7 protein-coding genes and 1 pseudogene are annotated in these 10,932 nt (G+C 71.3%); 3 read left to right on the top strand and 5 right to left on the bottom strand.

The features are described from left to right. From AC5P1C_RS38480 to AC5P1C_RS38460, 5 genes and pseudogenes are all read right to left on the bottom strand, one after another. Positions 1-1,613, bottom strand: a pseudogene (locus AC5P1C_RS38480) (type I polyketide synthase); the annotation flags it as partial. Positions 1,614-1,659: 46 nt separating this feature from the next. Next, complete coding sequence (locus AC5P1C_RS38475; RefSeq protein WP_493870626.1) at positions 1,660-4,788, bottom strand: type I polyketide synthase; 3,129 nt, start codon at positions 4,786-4,788, stop codon at positions 1,660-1,662. A 52-nt stretch (positions 4,789-4,840) separates the two neighbouring features. After that, complete coding sequence (locus AC5P1C_RS38470) at positions 4,841-5,575, bottom strand: thioesterase II family protein (RefSeq protein ID WP_493870625.1); 735 nt, start codon at positions 5,573-5,575, stop codon at positions 4,841-4,843. After that, positions 5,572-6,822, bottom strand: a complete 1,251-nt coding sequence (locus AC5P1C_RS38465) for a cytochrome P450 (protein WP_493870624.1) — start codon at positions 6,820-6,822, stop codon at positions 5,572-5,574. The genes AC5P1C_RS38470 and AC5P1C_RS38465 overlap by 4 nt, the downstream gene beginning before the upstream one ends. Next, positions 6,819-7,133 (bottom strand): phosphopantetheine-binding protein, encoded by a 315-nt coding sequence (locus tag AC5P1C_RS38460; protein WP_493870623.1) that lies wholly within the window; start codon positions 7,131-7,133, stop codon positions 6,819-6,821. The genes AC5P1C_RS38465 and AC5P1C_RS38460 overlap by 4 nt, the downstream gene beginning before the upstream one ends. Positions 7,134-7,551: 418 nt before the next feature. Here AC5P1C_RS38460 and AC5P1C_RS38455 point away from each other — a divergent pair, with 418 nt between their 5' ends. The 3 genes from AC5P1C_RS38455 (at position 7,552) to AC5P1C_RS38445 (ending at position 10,775) form a co-directional block, all read left to right on the top strand. Further along, positions 7,552-9,063: an FAD-dependent monooxygenase gene (locus AC5P1C_RS38455; protein WP_493870622.1), complete on the top strand. Its 1,512-nt coding sequence runs from the start codon at positions 7,552-7,554 to the stop codon at positions 9,061-9,063. Between the two features lie 256 nt (positions 9,064-9,319). After that, positions 9,320-9,838, top strand: coding sequence for a toxin-antitoxin system HicB family antitoxin (locus AC5P1C_RS38450; RefSeq protein WP_493870621.1), 519 nt, complete (start codon positions 9,320-9,322; stop codon positions 9,836-9,838). A 94-nt stretch (positions 9,839-9,932) separates the two neighbouring features. Then, positions 9,933-10,775, top strand: a complete 843-nt coding sequence (locus AC5P1C_RS38445; protein ID WP_493870620.1) for a DUF4097 family beta strand repeat-containing protein — start codon at positions 9,933-9,935, stop codon at positions 10,773-10,775. Positions 10,776-10,932: the final 157 nt, after the last annotated feature.

Below are 10,932 nucleotides of genomic sequence, written 5' to 3'. Positions count from 1 at the left end.
CGACCACGCCCCAGCACCACCGCACGATGCTCGAGCGCCGCACGGCCAGACACCAACGACGCACCCACATCAGCGACTTCGGCATCCGGACCGGCGGCAACGAACTCACGCAGCCTGCCCGCCTGATGTTCGAGGGCGGCCTCGCTCTTGCCGGACAGCAGCCACGGCACAAGGCCTCCGGCAACACCGGAGCCCGGAGCGCTCACGTCGTCCGTCCGACCCTGCTCGGGGGCGGGCGCCTCCTCCAGGATTACGTGCGCGTTCGTACCGCTGATGCCGAACGACGAAACCCCGGCCCGCCGCGGGCCGTCATTCCGGGTCCACTCACGCCCGTCCACCAGCAGTTCGATCCCGCCGGAAGTCCAGTCGACGTGCGGTGAAGGCGCGTTCACGTGCAAGGTCTTCGGCAGGTACTCATGGCGCATCGCCATGATCATCTTGATGATGCCGCCGACACCCGCGGCCGCCTGCGTATGACCGATGTTCGACTTCAACGATCCCAGCCTCAGCGGGTGTTGAGGTGCGCGGTCCTGCCCGTAGGTGGCGAGCAGCGCCTCCACCTCGATCGGGTCGCCCAGCTTCGTGCCGGTGCCGTGCGCCTCGACCACGTCCACGCCGGCGGCCGAGAGCCCGGCGTCGGCCAGGGCCGCGCGGATCACGCGCTGCTGGGCCAGTTCGTTGGGGGCGGTGAGGCCGTTGGAGGCGCCGTCCTGGTTGACCGCCGACCCGCGGATGACCGCCCAGACGCGCCGCCCGTTGCGTATCGCGTCCGAGAGCCGCTCGAGCACGAGAACACCCGCACCCTCGGCGAAGCCCGTGCCGTCCGCCGCCTCCGCGAACGCCTTGCACCGCCCGTCCACCGACAGACCCCGCTGCCGGGCGAACTCCACGAGCAGCCCCGGAGTCTGCAGCGTCGACACCCCGCCGGCGAGCGCCAGGGTGCTCTCACCGGAGCGCAGGGACCGCATGGCCTGGTGGACCGTCACCAGCGATGAGGAGCAGGCGGTGTCGACCGATACCGCGGGGCCCTCGAGGCCGAGCGCGTACGCCACCCGGCCCGATGCCACGCTGGCGTACGTCCCGGTGAGCGCGAAGCCCTCCGCATCGCCCGCCGCCCGGCCGCCCATGCGCGGCCCGTAGTCGACGGCGTAGAGGCCGGTGAACACCCCGGTCGCCGTGCCCCGCAGGTCGGTCGGGTCGATGCCCGCCCGCTCCAGGGCCTCCCAGGACGTCTCCAGCATCAGGCGCTGCTGCGGGTCCATGGCCTGGGCCTCGCGCGGGCTGATGCCGAAGAACGGCGCGTCGAACTCGGCGAGGTCGTGCAGGAATCCTCCCGAGCGTGTGTACGTCTTGCCGCGCGCTTCGGGGTCGGGGTCGTACAGCGCCTCGATGTCCCACCCGCGGTCCTGCGGGAACTCGCTGATCGCGTCCACACCGCCGGACACGACCTCCCACAGTCCTTCGGGAGACGTCACCCCACCGGGGAAGCGACACCCCACACCCACGACCGCGATGGGCTCGCGAGCGGATTCCTCCAGCTCGCGCACCCGCTCGCGGAGCTCCTGCGCATCGCCGACGGCGCGTCGCAAGTAGGACCGGAGCTTGTCGACATCCTCCACCAGGGCCTCCCCCAACAGTTACCAAGATGAACAGGTGCGGCTATACGTATCCGCGGTCGATCAATTCGTACAAATCGTCGTCGGTCCGGCTTTCCTGACCTGCCTGGTCCGCCGTCTGGTCCGCCGCCCGACCGGCCGCTTGCTCCACCGTTCGCTCCGCTGCCCGCTCGGCCGGTTGTGCCGCTTCGGGCGCCTCCGGCTCGATGAGGGAGAAGACGTGGTGGGCGAGCTTGCGCGGAGTGGGGTAGGTGAACGCGACGGTGGCCGAGAGCCGTACTCCGGCCGCCGACTTGAGCCGGTTGCGGAGGGCCACGGCCGTGGAGGAGTCGAAGCCGAGGCCCTTGAAGGTCTCGGTCGACCTCGCCGCGAGGTCGGCGCCCGTCAGGGCCACGCCGTTGGCGTTCAGGAGCGCCGCCGCTTCCGCGCACACGAGGGTCAGGACCGCCGCCTGCGAGCTCAGGTCCGCCTCGGTGCCGGAGCCGTCCGCCCGCGAGCCGCCCGCGATGCCGGTGTCGTCGGGTGCCGTCAGCCAGTACCGCTGCCGCTGGAACGCGTAGGTCGGCAGGTCGATCCGGCGCGGCTCGGCCCCGGCGAACGCCGCCTTCCAGTTCACCGGCAGACCGCGTACGTGCAGTCCGGCGAGGGATGCCAGGACCTTGCCCGCGCTTCCGTCCTTCTTGTGCAGGGTGCTGGCCACCACCGGCGGCGTGTCCAGGGCGTCGGCGGCCTCCTCCATCGCCACCGCGAGCACGGGGTGCGGGCTGACCTCAACGAACATCCCGCCGCGGTCGCGCATCATGTTGGCGACGACCTCGCCGAAGCGCACCATGTGGCGCAGGTTGGAGTACCAGTACGCAGTGTCGAGCGAGCGGGTGTCGAGCACCCCGCCGGTGACCGTGGAGTGGAACTCCACCGCCGATTCGCGGGGCGACACCTCTCCGATGACCTCGAAGAAGCGGTCACGGACGGGTTCGACGTACGGGGAGTGCGAGGCGAAGGCGGTCTTGACGCGCCGTGCCCGCAGGCCCTCGTCGGTCGCCATCGCGGCGAACTGGTCGAGGGCCTCGGCGTCACCGGCGATCACCACGGACGACGGCCCGTTGATCACGGCGATGGAGAGCCGCCCGGCCCACCGGTCGAGGCGGTCCTCCACCCACTGGGGGGACGCGGCCACGGAGCAGAGCCCGCCCGTTTCGAGCAGCCCGATCGTGATCTGGCTGCGCAGGGCGACGAGTCGTGCCGCGTCCTCGAGCGAGAGCGCTCCCGCCACGCAGGCCGCGGCGATCTCGCCCTGCGAGTGCCCCACCACGGCGTCGGGAACCACTCCGAGCGAGCGCCAGACCCGGGCGAGCGACACCATCATCGCGAACAGCGCCGGCTGGAGCACGTCGAGGCGCTCCAGTGACTCGGCCGACTCCGCGTCGGTCACCACGTCCACCAAGGACCAGTCCACCCACGGCGCAAGGGCCTGCGCGCACTCGTCGATGGCGCGCGCGAAGACTTCCGACTCGGCGTAGAGCTGTTTGCCCATGGCGATCCACTGGGCGCCCTGGCCGGGGAAGACGAAGACGACCGGGCCCGTGGGCCCCGTGGCCGTGCCGCGGATCGCCCGCGGCGATTCGCCGCCCGCCGCGAGGAGTTCGAGACCGGCGAGGGCCTCTTCGCGGTCGCCGCTCAGGACCACCGCCCGGTGGTCGAACAGCGAGCGCGTGGAGAGGAGCGAGTGGCCCACCTCGGCCGCCGACAGCGACGTTTGTGAGGCCACGAGTCCCCGCAGCCGGGCGGCCTGTTCCCGCAGTGCGGGCTGTGAGTGCGCGGACAGGAGCCACGGCACCGCGCCGGAGGTCTGCGCGGCGGCCTTCGGTGCGGGGGCCTGCCGCTCAGGAGCCTGCTCCAGGATCACGTGCGCCGTGGTGCCGCCCATGCCGAACGCCGAGACCCCGGCCCGTCGCGGCCTGCCGGACTCGTTCGTCCAGGGCCGTGCGTCGGTCAGGACCTCGAAGTCCGCCTCGAAGTCGGGGATGGCGGGGTTCGGGGAGCGGAAGTTGAGGCTCGGCACCAGGTGGGCGCGGTCCACGCAGAGAGCCGCCTTCACGAAGCCGACGATTCCCGCCGCCGGCTCCAGGTGCCCGACGTTCGTCTTGACCGAGCCGACCACCAGGGGGCGGCCGCGGCTGCCGGTCTCCCGGATCACCTGGCGCAGGCCGGATATCTCCGCCGGGTCGCCGAGCCGGGTGCCGGTGCCGTGGGCCTCCACGTAGTCGACGTCCGCGAACGGGACGGCCGCGCGGTCGAGGGCGGACAGCACGGCCGCCGCCTGCCCTGCGGGGCTCGGGTCCGGCATCCGGGAGGTCGCTCCGCCGCTGCTGACGCCCCAGCCGCGTACCACCGCGTAGATGTGGTCGTTGTCGGCGACGGCGAGGTCGAGTCGCTTCAGGACGACGAACGCGCCGCCCTCTCCGCGGGCGAATCCGCTGGCCCGCTCGTCGAAGGTGAAGCAGCGGCCGTCGGGCGAGAGCGCGCCGAGGTTCGCCAGGCTGTGTCCCGCTTCGGGGTCGGCGATCAGGTGTACGCCGCCCGCGATGGCCATGTCGACGGCGCCGCTGCGGATGCGATCGCACGTCAGCGCGAGGGACACGAGTGAGGACGACTGGCCCGAGTCCGCGCTGAAGCTCATGCCGCGCACGTCGAACAGGCTCGATATGCGGTTCGCGATGAGCGCTCCGCTGGAGCCGAGTGCGGCGTAGTGGTCGTCCTGGTCGCTGCCGGCCAGCTTGCGCAGCAGTTCGTAGCCGGAGGGCGCGGCGCCGACGACGACGTCGATGTCGCGGCCCGCGAGCGCGCACGCGGGGAGCCGGGCGTCTTCGACGGCCTCCCAGGCGAGTTCGAGGCCCAGGCGCTGTACGGGGTCCATGGCGGCTGCTTCCGCCGCGCCCGTCTTGAAGAAGTCGGCGTCGAAGCCGTCGATGGAGTCGAGGAACGAGCCCGTGTTCAGGAGGTCGGCGTCCGGGTGGGACAGGTGGTTCGTGTCGTCCGCCCGGCGTTGGGGGAACTTCCCGACGGTCGACTGCCCGTCGAGCAGCAGGCGCCAGAACTCACCCACGTTCTGCACACCGGGGAAGCGGCACGACATCCCGACCACGGCGATATCGGTGGCTGCACCACTCATTCGAATTCCTTCCGGGTTCCTCGGCACACGGCTCGTACGGTCCGTGCCGCGTTCATCGCCAACTGGTCAGCAGCTTCAGGAGCTCGTCGGGCGCGTTCATGAAGTCGTAGTGGCCGCCGTCGACGACCCGGATCTCGACCGAGTCCGAGTACTGCCGCCATCCCTCGAGCTCGTCGAGGCTCACGTCGGGGTCGTCCCGCCAGTGCAGTACGACGACGGGGCAGGGCACCGCGACCGGCTCGGTCCGCCGGTACTGACCGGCGGCGGCGTGGTCGCGGAGCAACACCATCATGCCGACGTCGATCATGTCGGGCCGCGGCTCGATCCCACGGCCGCGGATGAACGACTCCAGTTCGGCGCGTAGTTCGGGCTCGCTCATGGTGAGCATCCGGTCGCGCGAGGCGTCGTGCGGGGCCGGCTGGCCCGACACGAAGAGGCGGTCCGGTGTCGGCAGGCCCAGTTCGGCGAGCCGGAGCACGGTCTCGTACGCGGGCAGTGCTCCCGCGCAGTGCCCGAAGAACGTGAAGGGGCGGTCGAGCAGCGGCTCCAGGGGGCCGACCAGCTCGGCGGCGAGGTTCTCGTAGGTGCCGTAGTGCGGGTGGCCCAGGCGGTTCTCGCGGCCGGGGAACTGCACCGGGCTGACCTCGACGTCGTCGATGGCGTTCGGCCAGGCGCTGAAGGCCGAGGCCCCGGAACCGGAGAAGGGGAAGCAGAACATCCGGGCGGGTTGCTCGGACGGCGGCCGGACGAACCACGGCGAGGTGATGGTGGCGGAGCCGGAGGTCATGGCGTCAGTCGTTTCTCGGCGACGATGGGAAGGTGGGTCATCCCGGCGATGAAGTACGAGCGCAGGTGCTCCGGTTCGCCGGCGAGGTCGATGGAGCCGAACCGCTGGAGCAGCTCCTCGAAGAAGATCCGCAGGGTGAGGCGGGTCAGCGGCGCCCCGATGCAGAAGTGCGGCCCGTACCCGAAGGCGACCTGGCGCTTGGCGTTACTCCGCGTGATGTCGAACTCGTGCGGGTCGGTGAACTGGGCGGAGTCGCGGTTGGCCGAGCCGATCCAGGCGACGACCGCGCCGCGGGCCGGGATCGTGCCCCCGGCGATCTCGACGTCGTCGACGGCGTACCGCATGAAGTTGCAGGCGGCCGAGGTCCAGCGCAGACCTTCCTCGACGAGGTTGGGGATCAGCGTCGGGTCGGCCTGGGCCTTGGCGAACTGCTCGGGCCGCTCGATGAGGGCGTGCACGGTGCCCGAGACGGTGTGCGGCGTGGTGACGTTGGCGCCGAGGAGGATGCTGTAGCCGTCGAGGGCGATCTCCTCGTCGCTCAGTGCCTCGCCGCCGGGGCGGACGCTCATGAGGTGCTGGAGGAGGCTGTCGTCCTCGTCTCCGGAGGCGCGCCGCTCCTTGACCCAGTCCTTCACGTAGGTGACCAGCTCGTGGTGCGAGATGGCGAGGGTCGCGGCTTCGCTGCCCTGGAGGAAGTGCGGGTCCGAGGGGGCCGTCACCATCGCGGTCAGCTGGACGAGCTCTTCCCAGTCCTTGGCCGGGATGCCGAGCAGGGGTCCGGTGACCATCGCGGGGAGCAGCAGCGCCTTCTCGGCGAGGTCAAACGTTTCTCCGTCGAGCGCCGGCTGGAGGAAGCGCGAGACCGTCCCGCGGATGCTGTCCTCCCAGGACTTCACGGCCCGCGCGGTGAGCTTGGAGCCGAGCGGCCTGCGGACCTCGGTGTGCCGGGGCGGGTCGGTGGACGTCAGGAGCACACCGGCGGCGACGTCGTCCGTCCCGAGGTGGGTGGGGACGGTGCCGCGCTCCGAGGTGAACTCGCGGTGGTCGCCCAGCACGCGGCAGACGTCCTCGTAGCGGGTGACCGACCAGAACTCACGGCCGTCGGGCAGCACCTGATGGTGCAGGGGCGCCTTCTCCCGCATCACGTCCCAGATGGGATGCGGGTCGCCCGACGAGTAGAGGTCCAGGTCGAACAGGTCGACGCCGTCGAGGTCGATGTCGCGCCCGGCACCAGGCGTCAACCTCACGCCGCTGCCCTCCCCTGCTCGATCAGCTCGGCGACCCGGCCCGGCGTCTGCGCCAGGTAGAAGTCGCGCACGGACAGCTGGACCCCGTAGTCCTGCGCAACCCGGTCGATGATCTTGATGCCGGTCAGCGAGTTGCCGCCGAGCGCGAAGAAGTCGTCGTCCACCCCGACCTCGCTCGCGTCGAGGTACTCCGCCCACAGCTCCGCGATCCGCTGCCCCAGCGGCACCGGGGTGCCCTGAGCCGCGTCCTGTCCCTCTGACGTCTCGTCAAGTCCACCCAGCTGGTGGACAACCTGCGGCGACGAATTCATTGCCAGTCTTTCCTTCCTCCGCCGACCGGGAGAGCCCGCTCGCGTCCTTTTCGGTCCGGTCTCTGGACCGCACCGCCATTACGGCCGTTGGGGGCAGCGCTTTGAGCTGTCCCGCCGGCGAGACAAATTCTTTGAATGGCCGAATGGAGTGTCGCGTGAATTCCCGCCCGACCACACCGGGTCGGCGCCCCCGGCCGCAGACCGGCCGGTGGGGTTGAGAGCGGCCCGGCCACCCCGCATGCTGCCGCCCCGCCCGGCCGTCCGCCGCGCGGCGAACCGTCCCGCCGGCGGGACAGGGCAAGGCGGCAGCGGCTTGTCCCGTACCGGCAGCGGCATTTATTGACCGGCTCATTCACGTTGAGTGAATGTAAAGGTGGTTCAACGACGCTATAGGCGCAGTGGAATGAGGGGGAACAACGTGGCACACACCGGCATGGACGCGGACGTGGTGATTGCGGGCGCCGGGCCGACGGGCCTGATGCTCGCCTGCGAGCTGCGGCTGGCGGGCGCCGACGTGATCGTGGTCGAGCGGCTCCCGGAGCGCACCGGCGAGTCGCGGGCCGGCGGGATCCACTCCCGCACCCTGGAGGTCCTTGACCAGCGCGGCATTCTGGACCGCTTCCTCGCGGTCGGCGAACTCCAGCCGGTGGGCCACTTCTCCGGCCTCTACCTGGACTTCGACGAGTCCGAGTCGAGGCACCCCTACCCTCTGATGATCCTGCAGTCCGCCATCGAGCAGCTCCTCGAGGAGTGGGCCGGCGAGCTCGGGGTGCGCGTGCGCAGGTCCGCGGAGGTGAGCGGGATCGACCAGGACGCGGACGGCGTGACGGTCGGACTGCGCACCGGCGACGCGGAATCCGCGACGCTGCGCGCCCGCTATCTGGTGGGCTGCGACGGCGGGCGCAGCACGGTGCGCAAGCTGGCGGGCATCGACTTCCCCGGCACCCCGGCGACGATGACCGCGCTGATCGGCGACGTCGAACTCCCCGATCTGCCCGAGGACTACGTGTGGGTGCGGCGCTGCGAGGGCGGCGACTGGTCGGCGATCGCCTTCGAGCCCGGCTGGTTCCGGGTGATCGCGTCCGACTACGACCTGGTGGCGGACCGGGACGAGGCCCCGACCTTCGAGCAGCTGCGCGAGACGCTGGTCAAGCTCGCGGGCACGGACTTCGGCATGCACAGCCCGCGGTGGGTCTCCCGTTTCAACGACGCCGCACGGCAGGCCGCCCGGTACCGCGACGGGCGGGTGCTGCTCGCGGGCGACGCGGCGCACATCCACTTCCCGGCCGGCGGACAGGGCCTGAACATGGGTGTCCAGGACGCGGTCAACCTCGGCTGGAAGCTCGCCTCGGTGGTGCGCGGCCAGGCACCCGAGGGTCTCCTGGACAGCTATCACACCGAGCGCCACGCGGTCGCGGAGCGCGTCCTGAACAACACCAGGGCGCAGTCGGCCCTGGCCCGCCCCGGCGCCCAGACGGACGCGCTGCGCGAGGTGTTCGGCTCGCTCATCGTGTTCGACGACGTCAACCGGCATCTGCGCGGCATGCTCACCGCCCTCGACATCCGCTACCCGGTCGACGGCGGCCACCGGCTCGCGGGCCGCAGGGTCCCCGACGCCGACCTCAAGGCCGCCGGCGGCGACACCCATGTCTACGAGCTGCTGCACGCGGGACGCCCCGTCCTGCTCGACCTGAGCGGCAGCGCCGGGGTGGCGGCGGTCGCACAGGGCTGGGCGGATCGCGTCGACTTCGTCGAGGCGCGGAGCGAGGACGACTTCTGGCCCGTGCCCGCCATCGGCGAGATCCCCGCTCCCGCCGCGCTCCTGATCCGCCCGGACGGCCATGTCGCCTGGGCGGCCGAGGCCGACGACACCCCGGACACCTCCGCACTCCGCTCCGCCCTCACCACCTGGTTCGGTCCGGCCCGGTAGGGGCGGCCCGGGGCCGAAGGGGCCGGCCGTTCAGGTCCGGACCCCGAGGGCCGGCGCCACATGGCGCCAAGTGATGCCATCTGGCACCACTTGGCGCCATTCTGCGTCTCCGGGACCGCGTGAACCCGTATGGCGCCACCTCAGACCGGCTCGCAGTTCCGCGTCTCCGCAGGTCAGAGGGGTGTCGCCACCTTTGCCCCCTACGCGACACCATCCGGGCTTGCGCGTGGCGCCATGGTGGTGCCATGATGACGTCATGGACCTCACCCCGTATGTCGACACCCTCCGCCGCGAACTCGCGGTGGCCGCCGAAGCCGGCGGGGAAGACGCCCGCGAGCTGGCCGAAAGGCTCACCGCTCCCCTGGAGTCGGCGACCCGCCTGACGCTGCTCAGCGTGCTCTCCGCGGCGATGGGCGAGATCACCAGCGAGCTCGCGCCGGGCTCGGTCGACGTACGGCTGCGCGGCCTCGACCCCGACTTCGTGGTGACGCTGCCGCCCACCGACAGCGCTGATGCCGCCGATCAGGCCACGCCCGTCGACACCTTCAAGCCCCCGGCCCCCGCAGACAGCGACGAGGGCGGCACCGCCCGCGTGAACCTGCGCCTGCCGGCCCACCTCAAGGCCCGCGCCGAGGAGGCCGCGAACCGCGAGGGCCTGTCGGTCAACGCCTGGCTCGTGCGCGCCGTGTCGGCGGCGGTCGACGGCGGCTCCCGGCCGCGTGCGGCGGAGAAGACCCAGGCCCTCGGCCAGAGCTTCACGGGCTGGGTGCGCTGACCACGCCCCCGCCTCCGGTTTACCGCGGTAGACCACTCCACCCATCACGTCCCTCCAGCGGGGGCGCCCCGAAGAGCCAGAGGACGGAACAGTCATGCCTACTTTCGACACTTCTGAAGCAATCTCGGTCACGGCGCGTGTGGATGCCGGGTCCATCCAGTTCACCGCGGGCGACCGGACCGACACCGTCGTCGAGGTACGGCCCCGCGAGCCGAAGAAGGACCAGGACGTACGGGCCGCCGACCAGACCGAGGTCTCCTACGGCAACGGCGTACTGCACATCAAGACGCCCAAGCCCGGCCTGTTCGGCCGCACCGGCACCGTCGACGTGACGGTCGAACTGCCCACCGGCTCGCGCGTCGACGTGACCGGAGCCTGGACCCAGGTGCTCGGCGAAGGCCGGCTCGGCCAGACCCGCGTCAAGACCTCCTCCGGCGACGTCCGCCTCGACACCACCGGCCCGCTGCACCTGACCGCCTCCCACGGCTCGATCACCGTGGAGCGTGTCGAGGGCTCCGCGGAGGTCTCCACCAGCTCCGGCAGCCTGCGCATCGGCTTCGTCGACGGCACCGCCGTCATGAAGAACTCGCACGGCACCACCACCATCGGCGCCGTCACCGGCGAGCTGCGGGTGCGGGGCGCCAACGGTGACATCGACATCGCCCGCGCCGCGGACTCGGTCACCGCCGTCACCGCCCACGGCACCCTGCGCGTCGGCGAGGTCACCCGCGGCGCCGTCCAGTTGGAGACCTCCTTCGGCGCCATCGAGATCGGCGTCAGCGAGGGCACCGCCGCCTGGCTCGACGTCAGCTCCAGCTCCGGCCAGGTACGCAACTCCCTCACCGCGTCCGAGAGCCCCGAGGAGAGCGAGGACTCCGTCAAGATCCGTGCCCGCACCAAGCACGGCAACATCGACATCCGCCGGACCAAGGTCTGAGCGCCCAGCGCGAACTGCGCGCCATTCTTGACCAGTTGGACACAGCGGGCATCGAGGTCCCTCGCCATGCACGACTCCGACATCGCCCTGGCCTGGTGCGTGGGCCTGACCATCCTCGGCTACCGCTGATCGAAGGCGCTCTACAACCGCGACGCGA

The sequence above is a fragment of the Streptomyces sp. A18 genome (genome assembly GCF_059026065.1).
Note: the sequence above shows the minus strand (reverse complement) of the source record. Positions and strands in the feature narration are given on the sequence as shown.

Bases quoted from the DNA above. Each gene is read 5' to 3' on its own strand.
- AC5P1C_RS38450 (WP_493870621.1), top strand. From the start codon at position 9,320: ATGGACCTCACCCCGTATGTCGACACCCTCCGCCGCGAACTCGCGGTG.
- AC5P1C_RS38460 (WP_493870623.1), bottom strand. From the start codon at position 7,133: ATGAATTCGTCGCCGCAGGTTGTCCACCAGCTGGGTGGACTTGACGAG.
- AC5P1C_RS38445 (WP_493870620.1), top strand. From the start codon at position 9,933: ATGCCTACTTTCGACACTTCTGAAGCAATCTCGGTCACGGCGCGTGTG.
- AC5P1C_RS38475 (WP_493870626.1), bottom strand. From the start codon at position 4,788: ATGAGTGGTGCAGCCACCGATATCGCCGTGGTCGGGATGTCGTGCCGC.
- AC5P1C_RS38470 (WP_493870625.1), bottom strand. From the start codon at position 5,575: ATGACCTCCGGCTCCGCCACCATCACCTCGCCGTGGTTCGTCCGGCCG.